At 33.6% G+C, this 17,339-nt stretch carries 19 protein-coding genes; 5 read left to right on the top strand and 14 right to left on the bottom strand.

Annotated elements, in window-relative coordinates; translation table 11 throughout:
* Nucleotides 1–1,057 (top strand): MFS transporter (locus QZV68_RS07105; protein ID WP_296879941.1); only part of this gene is annotated, 1,057 nt, incomplete at its 5' end.
* Nucleotides 1,058–1,222: 165 nt separating this feature from the next.
* Here QZV68_RS07105 and QZV68_RS07100 read toward each other — a convergent pair.
* The gene (locus QZV68_RS07100; protein WP_296879940.1) at nt 1,223–2,296 is read right to left on the bottom strand and encodes a Coenzyme F420 hydrogenase/dehydrogenase, beta subunit C-terminal domain; all 1,074 of its coding nucleotides are present in this window, start codon (nt 2,294–2,296) and stop codon (nt 1,223–1,225) included.
* Between the two features lie 246 nt (nt 2,297–2,542).
* On the opposite strand from QZV68_RS07100, the gene QZV68_RS07095 reads away from it, so the two are divergent.
* Nucleotides 2,543–3,301, top strand: coding sequence for a ferredoxin (locus tag QZV68_RS07095; RefSeq protein WP_296879938.1), 759 nt, complete (start codon nt 2,543–2,545; stop codon nt 3,299–3,301).
* On the opposite strand, the gene QZV68_RS07090 is transcribed toward QZV68_RS07095, so the two are convergent.
* Both QZV68_RS07090 and QZV68_RS07085 read right to left on the bottom strand, forming a co-directional pair.
* Nucleotides 3,296–4,807: a HEAT repeat domain-containing protein gene (locus QZV68_RS07090; RefSeq protein ID WP_296879936.1), complete on the bottom strand. Its 1,512-nt coding sequence runs from the start codon at nt 4,805–4,807 to the stop codon at nt 3,296–3,298. The genes QZV68_RS07095 and QZV68_RS07090 overlap by 6 nt on opposite strands.
* Before the next feature lies 1 nt (nt 4,808).
* Nucleotides 4,809–5,855, bottom strand: a complete 1,047-nt coding sequence (locus QZV68_RS07085; RefSeq protein WP_363137125.1) for a ribonuclease H-like domain-containing protein — start codon at nt 5,853–5,855, stop codon at nt 4,809–4,811.
* A gap of 343 nt (nt 5,856–6,198) precedes the next feature.
* On the opposite strand from QZV68_RS07085, the gene QZV68_RS07080 reads away from it, so the two are divergent.
* The 3 genes from QZV68_RS07080 to QZV68_RS07070 are packed head-to-tail and all read left to right on the top strand — an operon-like array spanning nt 6,199 to nt 7,872.
* On the top strand, nt 6,199–6,582 hold the full coding sequence (locus QZV68_RS07080; RefSeq protein ID WP_296879932.1) for a hypothetical protein: 384 nt from the start codon (nt 6,199–6,201) through the stop codon (nt 6,580–6,582).
* A gap of 7 nt (nt 6,583–6,589) precedes the next feature.
* Nucleotides 6,590–7,327, top strand: coding sequence for a 4-phosphopantoate--beta-alanine ligase (locus tag QZV68_RS07075; RefSeq protein ID WP_296879930.1), 738 nt, complete (start codon nt 6,590–6,592; stop codon nt 7,325–7,327).
* A gap of 5 nt (nt 7,328–7,332) precedes the next feature.
* Nucleotides 7,333–7,872 carry a nucleoside monophosphate kinase gene (locus QZV68_RS07070; protein WP_296879928.1) on the top strand — a complete coding sequence of 180 codons (540 nt, stop codon included), beginning with the start codon at nt 7,333–7,335 and terminating at the stop codon, nt 7,870–7,872.
* Here the strand turns inward: QZV68_RS07070 and QZV68_RS07065 are convergent, their stop codons facing one another.
* The 11 genes from QZV68_RS07065 to QZV68_RS07015 form a co-directional block, all read right to left on the bottom strand.
* On the bottom strand, nt 7,873–8,553 hold the full coding sequence (locus QZV68_RS07065; protein WP_296879926.1) for a TIGR00289 family protein: 681 nt from the start codon (nt 8,551–8,553) through the stop codon (nt 7,873–7,875). It abuts the gene before it with no gap.
* A 4-nt stretch (nt 8,554–8,557) separates the two neighbouring features.
* Nucleotides 8,558–9,361, bottom strand: coding sequence for a hypothetical protein (locus tag QZV68_RS07060; RefSeq protein WP_296879924.1), 804 nt, complete (start codon nt 9,359–9,361; stop codon nt 8,558–8,560).
* Between the two features lie 78 nt (nt 9,362–9,439).
* On the bottom strand, nt 9,440–9,865 hold the full coding sequence (locus QZV68_RS07055; protein WP_296879922.1) for a class III signal peptide-containing protein: 426 nt from the start codon (nt 9,863–9,865) through the stop codon (nt 9,440–9,442).
* The gene (locus QZV68_RS07050; protein WP_296879920.1) at nt 9,866–10,735 is read right to left on the bottom strand and encodes a prepilin peptidase; all 870 of its coding nucleotides are present in this window, start codon (nt 10,733–10,735) and stop codon (nt 9,866–9,868) included.
* A 95-nt stretch (nt 10,736–10,830) separates the two neighbouring features.
* Nucleotides 10,831–12,447: a CTP synthase gene (locus QZV68_RS07045; RefSeq protein ID WP_296879918.1), complete on the bottom strand. Its 1,617-nt coding sequence runs from the start codon at nt 12,445–12,447 to the stop codon at nt 10,831–10,833.
* Between the two features lie 80 nt (nt 12,448–12,527).
* Nucleotides 12,528–13,019, bottom strand: a complete 492-nt coding sequence (locus tag QZV68_RS07040; protein ID WP_296879916.1) for a hypothetical protein — start codon at nt 13,017–13,019, stop codon at nt 12,528–12,530.
* An 8-nt stretch (nt 13,020–13,027) separates the two neighbouring features.
* Nucleotides 13,028–13,804 (bottom strand): alpha/beta hydrolase family protein, encoded by a 777-nt coding sequence (locus QZV68_RS07035; protein ID WP_296879914.1) that lies wholly within the window; start codon nt 13,802–13,804, stop codon nt 13,028–13,030.
* A gap of 8 nt (nt 13,805–13,812) precedes the next feature.
* The gene (locus QZV68_RS07030; RefSeq protein ID WP_296879912.1) at nt 13,813–13,980 is read right to left on the bottom strand and encodes a hypothetical protein; all 168 of its coding nucleotides are present in this window, start codon (nt 13,978–13,980) and stop codon (nt 13,813–13,815) included.
* A 140-nt stretch (nt 13,981–14,120) separates the two neighbouring features.
* On the bottom strand, nt 14,121–15,479 hold the full coding sequence (locus tag QZV68_RS07025) for an MATE family efflux transporter (protein ID WP_363137123.1): 1,359 nt from the start codon (nt 15,477–15,479) through the stop codon (nt 14,121–14,123).
* On the bottom strand, nt 15,480–16,115 hold the full coding sequence (locus QZV68_RS07020; RefSeq protein WP_296879908.1) for a flavodoxin family protein: 636 nt from the start codon (nt 16,113–16,115) through the stop codon (nt 15,480–15,482).
* Between the two features lies 1 nt (nt 16,116).
* Nucleotides 16,117–17,328 (bottom strand): cofactor-independent phosphoglycerate mutase, encoded by a 1,212-nt coding sequence (locus QZV68_RS07015; RefSeq protein ID WP_296879906.1) that lies wholly within the window; start codon nt 17,326–17,328, stop codon nt 16,117–16,119.
* Nucleotides 17,329–17,339: the final 11 nt, after the last annotated feature.

The raw sequence follows: 17,339 nt of genomic DNA, 5'->3' as shown, positions 1-17,339 counted from the left end.
CATTGGTGGGGTCATTACAACTTTTTTAAGTTGGAGATATACATTTGCATTTGAATTACTGATTATTTTCTTTATTTTAGGAATGCAAAATAGAATACCTTACTTCAAACCTACTGAATCTAAAAACGATTTGGATATTATTGGTACTATAATTTCAAGCATAGGTCTTGTTTTGCTTGTGCTCGGTATATTGACTCTGACCAAGGATATTACTGCCAGCATAATTGAGATAATTTTGGGATTAACAATCCTGGCAATCTTTATATGGCATGAACTCAAAAGAAAAAGGTCAGGAAAGGTCCCATTGCTTGATGTTGATTTATTTAGAGACAAAAATTTGCGTTTGGGCGTATCCATTAAGTTATTGTATAATATTATAGTATCCGGAACATTTTTTGTACTGGTTCTGTTTTTCCAAAGTGTATTGCAGTTAAATCCATTGAATACTGGTTTGGCTTCACTTCCGTTTTGTATGGGTTTGCTTATTTTTTCAGTGTCCGCTCCAAAATTAATTGGAAAACTGAATCATAAGACAATTATGGCAATAGGATGTATAATATCTATCGTAGGATGTCTGATTTTAAGTTATCAGTTTAAATTAGATATAACACTGCTGGATTTAATTCCGGGACAGTTTTTACTCGGTGCGGGAATTGGTTTCATAATGGCTTTAAGTGCGGATGTTGCATTATTCGATATTCCCTCTAAAAGCCAAAATAACGCATCTGGCATCATTACAACTGGTGAGACATTAGGTTCATCAATGGGTACAGCAATTATTGGAATAATTCTAATTCTTGGAGTTATGGGAGGCATTAGTACTGCAGTCGATACCTACGCACCTAATTATTCCGGAGATGAACAATTCCATCAAGAGGTCTATGATTACTTCCAAAAATTAGATACCATAGATGGACAAGATAGTATTGTTGTAAATACTGCAGATATAATTATTCAAAATGCAATGGCTTCCGTAATGCAGGCATTGGCCATTGTGTTAGGAGTTATTTTAATTCTAACGCTGCGGATAAAAAATAAAAATATTAAAAAACAATGAGAGTTTATCTCTCACTTACCTTTTTTTAAGGGTTTGAGTGTTGCAGAAATTATTAGATTTTTGATTTAATTCAATTTTTAACCTATTTCTCTTTTTTTATTAAATTTGAGTATCTAATAATAATTAAAATTGAGGGTCAACACAAAAAAAGAAAAAATAAAAACCCTATTTGTTTAGGGCTTTGAATCCTATCGGAGTTGTACTGTACTTTGTTCCGGCTGCAGTAATAACATCCTGAACTGAAGAGGTGAGTTTTGATTGTGGTCTCCAAGGTGCATCCTTATCTTCTCCGACAATGGATACTGCATCAACTACATCATTTTCAAGCAGATATACTAGAATAGCTGATACTACCCCACCATCCTGACCGATTATGGAATCTGCCTTTACACAATAGATATCAAGATAGTTTCCAAGCGGTTTTTCATCTATATCGCTTGGATATATCTCTTCGCTAACAAATGTTCTAGGACATGCAAAATAACATGCATGGCAGTCAGGTTCACATTCCTTTTTGGAAACCGGTTTTCTATGATTGATTTGTATTGAGTCAATTGGACAGACATATTCACAGGCCCCACACAAAACACATGACCCTACGCTTATAACATCATTTTGCAGATTTTCAAATTGGCAGAGACATGATTCTCTTACAAATTCCTCTTCAGTTACTTTTCTTTTAGACAAAACAGGCCTTGCAATGGCTTCCCTCTTTTTATAATTTTTAGTGTTTTTGGAAATCTTCTGGTTTGCAATCCTTTCCAAAAGATTTAATCCTTCAGATGTGATTTCATCAATAGCAATATACCCTTTATCAATACAGTCTTCGATAATTTGCCTTCCTTTTTTTGATCTGACAATAACTGTTGAGTATCCGTTTGGAGAACCCACTGAACCTACAGATATGTCAGAAGTATCAGAGGTATAATCAGTACATATGTGACAATTTTTACGGGTAAACGGTTCGGTTTCGGCAATAGGTATTTTGAATACCCTTCCGTCAATTAAATTCGCAATGAATTTACCTTTGTCTATTCTGAATTCTCTGACTTCATACAGCTCTATATCCTGCTGCTTGAGATATCTTTCAAGATAGGAATAAGAAAAGTTTTCCATACAAAATAAACCAATTTTTACATCTATCGGCGAACCGCCAGTCTGTTTTTCATATTTGTTAATTTTTGTTGCAGCCAGTATTTGGCATGGAGTTCCAACCATGGCTGTTCTGATTTCACTCACTTTTTACACCTCACTTCAGTCGGAAGGTATCTTCCTACATAATAGTTTATACATTCTATATATTTAAAGTTTTTCAAAAAATTGAACAGATTTAAAAAATAATGATTCAAAAAACATAATAGTTTAAATTGAATAATTAAAATAAAATTAAGATTAAACAAAAATTAACACAAGACAATGAAAGCTAATTAATGCCATTCAAAATTTTTAAATTTATCTACAAACATAACGATTATTGGTGAAATAATGTCAAAAATTATAAAAATCTATTTCAGTCCTTCCCAAACCACAAAAAGAGTCATAGAACAAATCGCCAGCAATTTTAATGAAACCAGCGAAGCCTATGACCTGTTGCACTTTGATTTGGAGAAGGATTTCAAAAAAGACGACATTGCAATTGTAGGAATGCCTGTTTTTGCCGGAAGAATACCTAAAAGTGCCCGCAATCGATTAGCTAAATTGAAAGGAAATAATACCAAAGCAATCGCTGTTGCAAACTATGGAAATGCACACGTGAGTGATGCACTACTTGAATTAGTGGATTTGCTGAGAGAAAACAAGTTTGATGTGATTGCAGCGGCAACAACAGTAAGTCACCATTCCATATTTGACAGTGTTGCTGTAGGAAGGCCTGATGAAAATGACATCAAAAAAATTAATGAATTTTCAAAAAAATGTCAGGAAAAAATCAAATCCGGCAAAAGCCTTGAAAGTAAAATTCCAGGAAACATACCATACGTCGAATACAAACAGCTACCATTCGAAATAGCCTGCGATGAAACTCATTGCATCTTCTGCTATGATTGCATTTCAATTTGTCCAGAAAATGCAATTCCTGAAGATGATCCTGTAAACACAGACCTGAACATGTGTAGCAGATGTACTGCATGCATCAATATTTGCCCTGAAAATGCACGTTCATTTACAGGAGAAGCATTTGAATCTAAAAAACCAGTATTTGAAGAAGCAAACAGCGAAAGAAAAGAGGTTGAAATCTTTTTATAAATTCAACCTTTTTTTAGCGACGTTTCTTACATATTCATTTTCATCATTGATTGAAACTTCTTTTAAGACTTTCTTACTTACAATATGTTTAACTGCAGCTTCACGAACTCTCCATTGAGGTTCATTTTTAACAACACCAGTTAAAAACTTCTGATTTCTTACTTTGGAAACTGCCCTAACCGAAATACTTTCAGAAATTCCCTGCTCATATATTTTAATCAAACAAGCTTCAACATCAATCTTATTTAAAGCCTTCAAGGAAAATTCCTCATCTTTGTTTGCCAGAACTATTTTAATCAATGTTTCCAAATCATCAATATTGTCCAGAGTACCCTTTCTAATATTTTCCAATTTGGCTTCATTTAAAATTTTTATGAATGATTTTTCATCGCTGATGTGTTTCATTGCTTCAAAAGCCACATCCTCATGAGTGGAATTAATAACAATTTCCAAATAATCCTTTTCATCAACCAAATTAGGATTTTTAATTGCATGATTTCTTACGAATTGGTCATCATCATTCAAAGCAATGTTAATTAATATTTGGGGATTTTTAATGTTATTGACGGCAATCTGGCGAACAAACCTGTCGTCATCATTTTTGATGATTTCCAATAATGCATCTTCATCATCAATCTTTTTAACGGCTTCACTTCTAACAATTTTATCAGAGTCATTTAAAGCAATTTCCTTTAAAAGATTTTCATCATCCAACTTTGGAACCAAATCCAGACGAACATCAGATTTTTCAGAGTTCAGAACTATGCTTTTTAGGATGTCGGCATCATCAATCCTTTCAAAAATAAGTGACCGTATCTTTGCATTTTCTTCGCTCTTTGCAATTTCAGCTAATTTTTGTTCATCATCAATTTTTTTGATTGCTGCAGTCTTTACGCCTTCATCTTTCTCGCCAATAGCAATTTTTTGGAGAATATCCTCATCATCAAAGTTTTCCTTGTTGATTGCTGTCATTTTAATGGAATTGTCACTGGCCTTAAATACCAAATCTTCCAATACTTCCTTGGATTCTATCCTATCTACAGCTTCATTTCTATATCTTTTGTCCTCTGCTTCAATTGCAATCCATTTAAGGGTTTCCTCATCCGTGATTTTCTTAAATATTTCATCGACATGAGGATCTTTTTTAGTATTTATTACAATTTCGGCAATTGATTTGTTATTTTCACCCAATCGTTCATAGGCAAAACTTCTAACATCAAAGAATTTTGAGTTTTCAGCAGCATCCCAAAGTAGATTTTCATCTTTGATTTTATTGGCTGCAATCAATCTAATGGCCCTATCCTTTACATTTTTAGCAATATCCAGTGCAACGTATTGATCTGTAATTTGGTCTGCAGCAACAGCCCGTTCATTTCTATCCTTGCTTGTTGTGGCTATCTTTTTCAACAGCAATTGATCTTCATCAATTTCAACATCATTCGGAACGGATTTGCGTTCCTTTTTTTCCTTTTTGTCATTCTTTTTAAATCTATCAAAAAGTCCCATTTTAATTTACATCCCCATACATTTTCTCCAAAAAAGCGGCAAGTGAAACAATATCCTGCCTGTTATGCTCAATTATGGGCACAATAGGACCAATATTGTTTTTAGATAAATATGTATCGTAATATCCTGGAATATATTGTCCGGGAACATCATCTTCCCTTTCAATACCAAAAAACTCCCGTTCAATTGTTTGAAGTTTACAATTTGGCAATTCATCACTCCACAGATTTTTTGCAAAGTGCATCAAATCAATGTGAGGCAAATCCAAGTCAGCATCAATTCTATTATATATGCACCTATTATTAATAAATGGTACATCAAAACTTTTTCCATTGAAAGTTACGTGAACGGAATCTTCATCCAAATGAGACAGGTATGCATCCAATATCACAGATTCTTCAGCATAATCCCTTAGGAAATATTGTGAAGTAATTATGTTATTGCCTTTAATTTCAGCAACACCAATTAATATTACAGGAACGTTAGAAAGTCCTTTAGTTTCTATATCCATAAACTTAAAGTTTTCACGGTCAGTAAGACTTATGCATTTCAGCAGGTTATTTCTGCACTTTTTAGAGTATTTGTTGGCATCAAGCAAATCCATTATCTCATGAAATGACATTTCCCCGACAGCATCCAAAAAATCAGATGCGACATCACCGTATTTATCATGACTCCTAAGAGATTCAATCGTAGGATATCCTTTATTTTTAAGATTTTCTTCCGTTTTAATACCTATCTTTGGAAGCAATTTTAAATTATGGTTCATTTGGCTTTTAAAATTATTATCAATAATATTAAAATCAACCTTTTCTTTCGAAGTTATCTTTAGAGTGTCGCCGAAATCAGTAGATATAACCTTGGAATTTTTAATATCAGTCAATTCCTTGCCTTCATATTCTAACAATAATTGTTCTTTTAAATCTTCATAATAGCCTGCTGATTTCTTTCTAGCTCTTTTCTTAGCTTCTTCAGATGGATTCATTGAAGATATTGAATTAGACAACATCCTTTGATAATAATTTTCTTGATCGTCATTATACATAATTCAATTTAATTTTAGTAAATCAAAGAATATATAGGTTATTAGTAAAGTATACTTGAATTTATGTAAATTATAAATAAGTTTATATACTTGAACAAATATAATACTACTTGGCTACGAAGTAGCCAGAGAGATAGATTAAACAGCCAAATTTTAAAATTCATTTCTCTAAAAGCTTGTAAAAAAACAAGTAGTTAGGTAGATAATCACATAGATTATTTACCTAACAATCCCTAAACTCTTTTTTTAAAATAACTTCATAATTACAAATTTAAATCAACTTAGAAAAGTATTTAATATCTCCAAATCAAAGATAATAATGATAGTTATTTAAGGTTTAATTAATATGAAACTGAAATTAGCAATAGTGTTTGGAATAATAATATGGTTTTTAACATTTATTCTAACAGACATCTTCAATCCAATTTTCAATAACAATCTTCCCTATATCAATATCCTTGTTCCAATAATCATGATTATCGTAACAGGGTTTTTCGGAATACTGTACATCAGAAACATTGAAGAAAATGAAGTTGTGGAAGGAATTCTTGCAGGAATAATATTTATTGCAGTAGATATTGTTTTAGATTATATCTTTTTCATACTGCCAAATGCACATAATTCACTTGTTGCCAATTATCCGTTGCATATTACTTCAATGATTATAATAACTTTATTAATTACAACATTTTTAGGATATCTTGCCCAAATGAAGATTGATTTAAAATAGTGATACCATGATACCAAAATCTCACCCCCGTTACGAGTCATTACTCTTAAGAGATAAAATAGTGAAAGCGTCCCAGAAAGGTTATCTTGCAGATTCTGGGATGATTGCACATGGAAGAGGAGAAGCTTTTGATTACCTGATTGGAGAGAAAACAACCTACCCTGCAAAAAGAGCGATGTATGTTGCCGTTGCAGCGTTACTTTTATCAAACAATCCAGTTATTTCAGTGAATGGAAATGCCAGTGCTCTTGCCTGTGATGAAATAATCGACCTTGCAAATGAAATCAGTGCCAAAATAGAAATTAACCTATTCTATAGAACTGATGAGCGAGTAAGACTATTGACAAAACTATACAAAAACCGTGGATTTGACGGCATATTAGGCACATTAGACGATGACATCGAATACATTGACAATATTAAAAACAATAGGGCATCAGCAAGCAAATCTGGAATATATTCATCAGACACTATTTTAGTTCCACTTGAAGATGGCGACAGAGCCGAAATACTTAAAAAATCAGGTAAAAACATTATTACAATAGATTTGAACCCACTTTCTAGAACATCAAAAATGTCTGATGTTTCTATTGTGGACAATATTGTAAGGGCAATACCGTTCATGACAAAAATAGCCAAAGACCTGAAAGATCAAGATAAAAAATTCTTAATGGATATGGTTAACGAATTTGACAATGAAGAGAACCTTAAAGAATCATTACAACAAATTAAATTAAAAGAGTGAAGATAATGCAAATTATGGGAATTTCAGGAATGCCTGGATCTGGAAAAAGTTTAGTTTCTGAAATGGCAACAAAAAGAGGAGCCATGATTGTTAGTATGGGAGACATAGTAAGAGAAGAAGCTAAAAAAAGAGGCGAAAGCTCTAAAGAAACTGCAAAAAATTTAAGAAAAGAACATGGAAAGTATATAGTTTCCGAACTCACAATCAAAAAAATTAAAAAACTTCAAGAGGAAGGAATTGAAAATTCAATCGTTGTTGAAGGTATCAGAAGCCATCATGAAGTGGCTATGTTTAAGGAAAACTTTGATAACTTCATAATCCTTTCAATCTTTGCAAATCCGGCATTACGCTTCGAAAGACTGAAAAAAAGAATGAGAGAAGATGATTCCACAGATTATAACGTGTTTGCAAAAAGAGATTATACCGAATTGGACTTTGGCATAGGCAATGTAATTGCACTTTCAGACAAAATAATCATCAACGAAAGTGATATTGAAAGCTGTAATGAAAAGATAAATGAATTTTTTAATGAAATTAACCTGTAATCATTTATCTTCAAGAATTGCATCCTCAATAATATAAACACCACTATCCAGATGCCATTCTTTTTTATCTTTTAATATTTTAACTCTTTTTTTAAAAATAGGTCCGTCAATAGCCAAGGTTTCAGCTTCACCGCCTTCAAAAGCTATATTGACCTGATATTTTTCATTGATTTTGACCAGTTCATCAATAGCTTCATCATCAATTAGGCGCCCGAGCCATGATTCATCAAGACCCCAAGCTGCAACACCGCAAATAATAACTTTAAAACCTAGCGAAACGATTTTTCTCATATACTCAAGTTCATCGACATGCCAGTATGGTGAAACGATTTTCAAACCAACTTCCTCACCCAACTTTTCAATTCTTGATTTCTGATAAACCGAGTAAAGTGCACCAGTGTATATGGCCTCAACACCCAATTCCTTAAGGTTTTCAAATTCCCTTTTCAAATCTTCAAGTTCCTCTTCCTTAACACCCTGAGTTACAGCAGAAATTATAGGAATATCAAGTGCCTCTGCAAGCAAATCTGTGATGTGAATATTGGGAACATGAAACATGTATGACTCATCATTGACGGATTTCATGGAAAGAAGATATTTGACATCTTCCTTCTCCTTCAAGGCATAATACAAAGCCAATGTACTATCCTTTCCGCCCGAAAATAAAATAGCGGCATTCATAAGATTACCGTCTCTTATTTTTCATGAATTTCCTAAGTCTTCTGTAATAAACAACGAACGAATCGAAGTAAATTCCAAATACTGCAACAACAATACCGAGGATTCCCGTAGCCAATACCAAATTAGTATCTGAAACCATAGTTGCATTTGTATTATTCAAACTATCATGAATTGGACCTTCCATTTTGGTTGCAACAATACCTCTAGCAAGCAGATTTTTCTCAAATTCATCCAAATGTGAAGCATCAATTACCAGTTTGGAATGTACTTGAGCATAAGTAAGAGAATCTCCATAAACTAATTTATACCAATCTGAAAATGATTTTAAAGCATTTTTTGCAGAGTAATTATTATCAAGTTCAATAGTTATTGTACCTGAAGAGTTTACGGTATAATTCTTATAATGGTCATCAATATTTCCAACTATCTCCTCAAAGTAGGCCTTTTCAGTATCTGTAAAGCTCCATAGAGTAATCGAAATGCTTTCTTCATCATAAGACTTGAAACCATCAGTATGAGATAGATTATTTTCTAATTCAGCCAAATCATATGAAGAAGATAAATCCAAATATAATGTCTCTTCGTTATTAGGCATGTTCTTTTCAACAGTTGTCACGACAGAAGGCATTTCCTGATAGATCGGCTCTATGAAAAATGCACCCCCAATTGATCCAATTAAAAAAGCAACTAGAATGACTAAAAGAATTTCCTTTTTTGGCATGTATTTCCTAATCATGCCAACAGAAAAGACAAATACCATCATTATAATAAATAAAACGATATAAATAATTGAAGTTATAACATCCATAATTACACGCCATTAACTATTTACTATAATAGTTTATAATAACCCCATTAAAATAACTTTTGTTAAAAATATCTTAAATCACACACTTACAAACATATTATCACTACCAACAGGCCATTCTACAACAACAGAATTTTTACCCTTTTTAAGAGTAATTGAAGAGGATTTTAAATTTGACTTGCAGGGAACCTTAATATTTTTATTCGATTTATCCTTAAGAGTTATTTTACATAAAACATAGTTACTTTCAATATTTACCTTAATGGAATGAGTTAGATATATATTTACGGTTTGCCTAGATCCCTGACCTTCCCCATAAACTGTATTGATGGCAGAAGCTATTTTTGATAAATCAGACTTGATTTTCAAGGAATCAGACACATCCAATGTTGTTTTCATGCTTTGATTTACCATCGGCATTGTAAATACAATTAAAATAATCAGAGAAATTACAAAAATCAGCATATACTCAAGTGAAACCTGGCCGGAATTATCTTTAATCATTCATACCACCAGAAAAATATTTTTTGTAAACAACATGATTACATCTCCATAAACCACTGCAATCATCAATCCAAAAAGAATAGACGGGGCAAAAGGAAATGAAATTTTAACAGAAATCTCATCGGAAATAAAACCTTGGGCATTCAAGATTTTCAAGAGATACATTTCCTTGTTGGTTATACCCCCAGCGCTTTGAGATTTGAAATAATATTTGAAATATGACTCCTTAGGATTTTTATAAATCTTTAAATTGCCGTCTGCTTCTCCGATTAACTCACAAATATATTCATTGTTAAAATAATACTCATTGACGATTGCTCCCTCTTCAATGTTCTTTATTTTTACCATCCTATTAAGCGTGGATTCAACCAAGAATCTTAAACTGCGAACATTAAAGACATTAAACAGGAAATCCTTATTTCCTTTAAAAATATTGTTTTTGAAAATCAGATATGTGACAAATACAATCAGAAAAGGAAATGACACCAGAATGCTGTTCAAAACCACGCTGAATGAAAACGGATATATCGACAGTTCCGGAAAAATATTCAAAAAGTCCACATTAATACCGAATGGTATTACTGATGAGATGCCAGTAAATAGTTTAACATCACCACCACCCCATACGTTTAATTGCCACATCATATATGTGATAGAATATGTAATAACTACTGAAATAATTGAAGCTAGAATGTATTTAATGTTAGATGAAAACAATGACAAAATTAAATTTGATATGAATCCAATAAGCAAAAGGCTTCTTGTCAACCAGTCCGGAACAATACCATATTTAACATCAAATATTGCAGCCATAATGCAAAATAATACTGTAATTGATATTTGAAATAAAAATAAAAGACTAAAATTCATAATTATAGTATTATACAAACTATAATATTAATTAGATAGAAAATAAGCTCATAAAATTGATTTTAGCCCATAAAATTGATTTAAAAATAAAAAAATTAATTTTTAGAATACTCATAAATAGCTTCTAAAAATGATTTAAATAATGGATGTGGCCTATTTGGTCTTGATTTAAATTCTGGATGGAATTGACATCCTATAGCCCATGGATGATTTGGCAATTCTACAATTTCAACTAAGAAGTCATCAGGACTTGTACCGGAAATAATTAAACCTTTTTCCTGCAAGTCATCTCTGAAATCATTGTTGAATTCATATCTGTGTCTATGACGTTCTTCAATGTCTATTTCACCATATGCATCATAAGTTTTAGTTCCTTCGACAATTTTACAATCATAAGAGCCTAAACGCATTGTTCCACCCATGTTTTTGATTTTCTTTTGCTCTTCCATCATATCAATAACAGGGAATTCCAAATTATCATCAAATTCTGAACTGTTTGCATTAGGATAACCATTTCTTCTTGCGAATTGAGTTACAATGGATTGCATTCCAAGACAAATTCCAAATAAAGGCACATTATTCTCTATTGCATAATCAACAGCACCCAATTTACCTTCAAAACCTCTTTCACCGAATCCGCCCGGAATCAAAATACCGTCAAATTCTTTTAGTTTATTTTCATCCAACTGTTCCACATCAGAACTTAGATACTTGATGTTGGCCTTTACGCCTATGCTGGCCGCTGCATGAAGCAGTGATTCACGAATACTAATGTATGAATCCTCAAGCTCCACATATTTACCAACAATGCCTATAGTGACTTCAGGCTCGGAAATCCTAAGAGATTCAACTATTTTTCTCCATTCGTCAAGTTTGGATGAATCAGGATCTACATCCAGACCTATCCTATTGACTATTAGCTCGCCGATGTTTTTGTCCTCCAAAACCAAAGGCACTTCATAAATTGTACCTGCATCAGGAGTGTTTACAACAGCGCTGGCATCCACATCACAGAAGTGAGCAACTTTGCCAAGCAATGCATCATCAATATGCACCTGTGATCTGCATACAATTACATCAGGATTAATACCGACACTTCTTAATTCTTTTGTAGAATGTTGGGTTGGTTTGGTTTTGAATTCTCCAGCTGCATTTAGGTAGGGAATAAATGTAACATGGACAAACATAACGTTTTTACGGCCTTCCTCATTTCTGAGTTGCCTTAATGCTTCTAGGAAAGGCTGACTTTCAATATCTCCAACAGTACCACCAAGTTCAACTAACACAACATCATAATCGTATCTTTCAGAATTTTCTCTAATCATCTCTTTGATTCTGTTAGTTATGTGAGGAATGACCTGTACACATTCTCCAAGGTATCCACCTTCTCTTTCCTTAGCGATAACTGATTGATAAACTTTACCTGTGGTGATGTTTGCAATTCCATCAAGTTCAACATCTAAAAATCTTTCATAGTGACCAAGGTCCAAGTCAGTTTCCATACCATCATGAGTTACAAATACTTCACCATGCTGATATGGATTGAGTGTTCCAGAATCCCAGTTTAAATAAGGGTCTATTTTAATAGCTGAAACTTTTAAACCATATGATCTTAAAATCCTACCCATAGATGCTGAGGTAATACCTTTACCTATGGAACTAACTACCCCACCAGTTATAATAATATATTTTGTCAGAAAAATCCTCTCCATAAAATAAAACTTATATTATAATTTTAGTTTCTCATGATATAAAAATATTAATTCAATTATATAAACTCAGTTTTTGCAGACTATTGCTTCCAGTTAAATAGCTTATTGGAAATATACCTACTTGTCTCATCAAACTGATACTGCCCATCATCGCCATAACTTGCAAAATGATGTTCCTGAATAAATTCACTACAGGAATCCCCCGGGCCGTTTGTAGGATATCCTTTACGGCAAATCATCCCATAAGCACGTCCATATGGGCTTACGCTCCAAAAAGTACAGTTCAAACAGATTTCATCCCCATTATTTACCATAGAATCATAGTCTCTCTCCTCAAAACCATAATTATCATCAAAACTCATGTCATCGCTGAAAACTGTGTCTTCATTATCGACTGTCATGTCACACTCAGAACAGTGAAATTTACCATCAGAGTCTTCCAATTCACCACCACAGCTTGGGCATTTGGAAACATCAACCTCATCATCATCAAATATGCTGTCACATTCCGGGCATTTGTAACCTCCCATTATTTCTCTCAACACTGCTCCACAATTTGGACATAACTTCATATTACCACCTAAACCAATGTTTTAATGAATTCCCTGACATATTTATCACAAAACTCCCAATTATGCTCACCCTCATCGCCTACAAAAGTGGCATCAATATTTTTGGAGTTTAAAAATCTATAAAAATCAGCGGTTTTTTCAAAAAGAAAATCATCAATTCCACATGCCATATAGATATCAGGAATGGAGGGACAATTTTCAATCAGGTATTTCGGATCCATATTAGAACCTTTCAATTCATCCAGATTGCCAAAAATAGATTCATAGAAATCCCTGGAACGCAAAACATTATTATCATCAGTATAATTAACAATGTCATCAGTAATTAATGCAGGAGAAATCATTCCAATTTTTGAAAAATTTTCATAATATTTTAATCCATTGCAAATTGCTCCATATCCACCCATGGAAAAACCTGCAATAAAAGTGTCTTCTTTTTTATCAGACAGAGGAAATATATTTCTGGTTATGTCCAGCAGCTCCTGACCCACATATTCTCCATAGTAGGCATGAGCTTTCTCATTATCAACATAAAAACTGTTTTCACCACAAGGGATTACAACAGCAATCCCGTTATCTTCCGCAAATTTCTGAATCGAAGTGTTTGCAAGGAATATGTCATCACTGCCATACAACCCATGAAGCAGATATAATGTCCTGTAAGGTTGTGGAACTATTTCTTCAGTATCCTGTAAAAAATGGATATTATCTGCAGGCAGTATGACACTGATTGAAGTTCTTCTCTGCAAGCTTTTACACTTAATATCTCCTCTAAACAGTACCATTAAAACACCTATTCCAATAGCTTATCCAATTTCTTGTTAATGTCTTCTAATTGCTTTGACAAAATTTCCTGATTTTTTAGAATTAAATTTTGATTGTCGGTGATTACCTTATAATGTGCAACGTTTAAATTTACCAAACCGACAAGTTCATCATGTGTATCTTCACTATCAACCATTTAAACACCCCATTTATCATACATCATTAAAAAAATTATATCTAACTTTCAGATTGACATTTATTATTTTTATTTATTTTACAATTTAAATTTAATCAAGAGGCACTTATATGCAATGTTCCGAGTGTAAATTAATATTCTCACACCACCCTGTATTTTGTCCATTTACCTGAAAAATACCTGTAAACATAAATTCCTGCCCTCACATACCAATCTATAAACATTGCAATCCATGTTCCAAATACGCCAATGCCCATCCAACTTGCAATCACATAAGATAGGGCTATCCTGCAGGTAAACATCACAGCCAAACTAATGTACATGACTGATTTTGAGTCACCTGCTCCTCTAAATGTTGCAGGCAGAGTAAATGATAACGGCCATATTATTACTGCAAAAATCCCATGCCAAACAATCATTTCACCAGCCATGACTGCAGTTTGAGCTGATAAATTATAAATGCCCAAAATCAAAGGAAGACAAGCGAAAATAGCCAAGTTAATAATAACATGAGTAACTACAACTATTATTAAACACTTCCTATTGTAATATCTTGCCTGTTCATAATCATTAGCACCAACACAGTTGGATATTACTGCAGTCAGACCCAAATTTATTGCAAAACCCGGCAAAACAGAAAATATTCCAATAGCATAACCAACAGAGTTTGCTGCAATAGCCATAGTTCCAAAAGTTGAAACAATGCTTAAAACTAAAACACGACCCAATTGAAAAAGGCCGTTTTCAACACCATATGGAATTCCAACATGCAATACCTTTTTAAGAATAACAGTGTCGAATTTATGTTTCAAAGTCCTTTTAATATGTAACTTGTAGTTTTCATCTGTGGCGAAGTACAATATCGCCACTGCTGCCAGTACCCTTGAAATTACAGTCGGAATGGCTACTCCGCGAACATCCCATCCCAAATAGTAAATACAAAATGCATTGCCAATAACATTTAAAACATCACAAACTAGCAAAACTATCATAGGCAGTGAAGCATTATTGGTTGTCCTAAAAATAGCCGCTCCAGCATTATAAATAGCTAAAAAAGGAATAGAAAGAGCTACAATGTATAGATACACATCTGCATTCGCCCAAACTTCAGCCTCAATATGGCCAAACAGAATTCCAATTAAAAAATGCCTCAAAACAACTACTGCAATCATTAAAACAGTAGACAAAATAGTCGAAAACCAGACCAATTGGGTTGCTGAATTTTGAGCCTTATCTATCTGATTATCACCCAAATATTGTCCTGCAACGACGGCACCTCCCGTTGCAAGAGCTGAAAAAGAAAAAATAAGTAGTTGAACTAAAAAGTCAACTAATGAAACTCCGGAAATTGCTGCCTCACCTAAAGATGCCACCATCACAGAATCTGCAAATCCTACAAGAAATTCCAAGGAATATTCAATTAAAAGCGGAACGAATAATGCAAGCAACGCCCTGTTAGAATAGAGATAGCCTTCAGGAGTTCTGAATATATTCATGATTTATCGTATGAAGTTTGTACGAGGTTTAGGTTCTTCAGTTGGAGTTAAACCTTTTTCATTTCCCACTTCAATACATTTTAAGAAAAATGCCATATTATGAGCCAATTGTCTCATTGTGCCCAATCCTTCCTCATCCTGCATGACTTCTTCAGGAGTGTTCCCATGAACCATGTTCCAATAGAAAGATGAAATTATAGGCATTTGGCTTATTCCCAAATATTTTATCAACTGGTCATATGTTGCAGTTGTACCTGCACGCCTTGCAGAACATATTACTGCACCAGGTTTGTGTTTGAATGCCTCCCCACCTGCACCATGAGAGTTTGAATAAAATGCCCTGTCCAAAAATGAGGTCATGGATCCATTAGCTCCAGCATAATAAACCGGTGAGCCGAATACGAATGCATCAGCATCATATGCCTTTTTGACAAATTCATTTACAACATCATTGTCAAAAGTACATTCCCCCTTTTCACCACATTTCATACAGGCAATGCAACCAATTATAGGTTTTGTTTTAATCCAGAATATTTCAGTTTCAATATCATGGGTTTTTAAGGTTTTTTCAATTTCTGTTAAAGCTGTATAAGTACAACCGTTTTTATTAGGACTACCGTTTACTAACAATACTTTCATTTTAATAATCTCCATCAATTAATCTTTGAACTAGGAAATGACCTTCCTTAAATTCAAGTGAACCCTTTTTAACACCTTCTTCATCAAATGATTCACATTCATCCCCATTTCTTTCAGAATCAAAGATGATAATAGGCACATTATCGCGAGTGTGAGTTCCAACGCTTATTGGAGTTGGATGGTCTGGCAAAATTGCTCCTCTAAATTCACCATCTTTTAAACTTTCAATAATAGGTCCAACGATGAATTCATCGATTCTTTCGATTGCTTTGACCTTTTCTTCAGTATTTTGAGCATGTCCTGCTTCGTCAGGAGCTTCTATATGAATCAACAACAAGTCAGTTTCCTTTAAAGCTTCAATACCATATTGACCTTTTGCATTATAATCTGTATCGAAGTATCCTGTAGCTCCAGGCACATCTACAATGTTCATGCCTGCGAAGTTTCCAATACCTTTAAGCAAATCAACACCAGTAATGACTGAAGCTGTAATTCCATAAGTTTCCTCAAAGTTAGGTAAGCTTGGAGTTACACCCTGTCCCCATAGCCATACCATATTTGCAGGAATTTCCCTTTTTTGATTGATTTCATGACCTTTGAGAAATTCCCTTGCCTCAAACATTATTGACTGAATCTCTTCGGCAAGTTCACATTCGCCAAATAAATTATCAGCCAATTTTTCACCTACAATATCATGAGGAGGCATTGTTTTGATGCGGGATAGGATTTTAGCATCTTCAACACTCTCACAAGAATATACAAATAAATGTCTATAGCTTACGCCAGTGTAGAACTTGCCTTTAAAATCAGGATACTTTTCATTGAAGTATTCGTTCAATCCTTTCATCAGTTCATCTGCTTCTTCAGTTGAGATATGGCCTGCATTGAAATCATCCATTGAATCATTTTCACTGAATATTGTATTGCATCTAAAGATTACGTCTTCAGGTGCTGTAGGGATGCCTTCGCTTCCTGCTTCAAGCGGTCCACGACCAGTATAGTAATCTGCAGGATTATATCCGAAAATACTCATATTGGCAACGTCAGAACCTGGAGTATACTGTTCGGGAACATTGTTTGTAAATCCTCCAAATCCCTTACTGGCCAATTTATCAATATTTGGAGTTTTAGCAACCATCAAAGGAGTTTTACCGTCTAATTCATCTACAGGATAATCACTTGATCCGTCTGGAATAAAAATTACATATTTCATATTATCAAAAA

Source organism: uncultured Methanobrevibacter sp., from assembly GCF_902801725.1.
GTDB lineage: Archaea > Methanobacteriota > Methanobacteria > Methanobacteriales > Methanobacteriaceae > Methanocatella.
Note: the sequence above shows the minus strand (reverse complement) of the source record. Positions and strands in the feature narration are given on the sequence as shown.

What these genes read in the sequence shown, in the direction of transcription:
- QZV68_RS07070 (WP_296879928.1), top strand. Translation starts at nt 7,333, where the DNA reads ATGCAAATTATGGGAATTTCAGGAATGCCTGGATCTGGAAAAAGTTTA.
- QZV68_RS07080 (WP_296879932.1), top strand. Translation starts at nt 6,199, where the DNA reads ATGAAACTGAAATTAGCAATAGTGTTTGGAATAATAATATGGTTTTTA.
- QZV68_RS07065 (WP_296879926.1), bottom strand. Translation starts at nt 8,553, where the DNA reads ATGAATGCCGCTATTTTATTTTCGGGCGGAAAGGATAGTACATTGGCT.
- QZV68_RS07095 (WP_296879938.1), top strand. Translation starts at nt 2,543, where the DNA reads ATGTCAAAAATTATAAAAATCTATTTCAGTCCTTCCCAAACCACAAAA.
- QZV68_RS07015 (WP_296879906.1), bottom strand. Translation starts at nt 17,328, where the DNA reads ATGAAATATGTAATTTTTATTCCAGACGGATCAAGTGATTATCCTGTA.
- QZV68_RS07055 (WP_296879922.1), bottom strand. Translation starts at nt 9,865, where the DNA reads ATGATTAAAGATAATTCCGGCCAGGTTTCACTTGAGTATATGCTGATT.
- QZV68_RS07035 (WP_296879914.1), bottom strand. Translation starts at nt 13,804, where the DNA reads ATGGTACTGTTTAGAGGAGATATTAAGTGTAAAAGCTTGCAGAGAAGA.
- QZV68_RS07090 (WP_296879936.1), bottom strand. Translation starts at nt 4,807, where the DNA reads ATGGGACTTTTTGATAGATTTAAAAAGAATGACAAAAAGGAAAAAAAG.
- QZV68_RS07060 (WP_296879924.1), bottom strand. Translation starts at nt 9,361, where the DNA reads ATGGATGTTATAACTTCAATTATTTATATCGTTTTATTTATTATAATG.
- QZV68_RS07050 (WP_296879920.1), bottom strand. Translation starts at nt 10,735, where the DNA reads ATGAATTTTAGTCTTTTATTTTTATTTCAAATATCAATTACAGTATTA.
- QZV68_RS07075 (WP_296879930.1), top strand. Translation starts at nt 6,590, where the DNA reads ATGATACCAAAATCTCACCCCCGTTACGAGTCATTACTCTTAAGAGAT.
- QZV68_RS07020 (WP_296879908.1), bottom strand. Translation starts at nt 16,115, where the DNA reads ATGAAAGTATTGTTAGTAAACGGTAGTCCTAATAAAAACGGTTGTACT.
- QZV68_RS07040 (WP_296879916.1), bottom strand. Translation starts at nt 13,019, where the DNA reads ATGAAGTTATGTCCAAATTGTGGAGCAGTGTTGAGAGAAATAATGGGA.
- QZV68_RS07030 (WP_296879912.1), bottom strand. Translation starts at nt 13,980, where the DNA reads ATGGTTGATAGTGAAGATACACATGATGAACTTGTCGGTTTGGTAAAT.
- QZV68_RS07045 (WP_296879918.1), bottom strand. Translation starts at nt 12,447, where the DNA reads ATGGAGAGGATTTTTCTGACAAAATATATTATTATAACTGGTGGGGTA.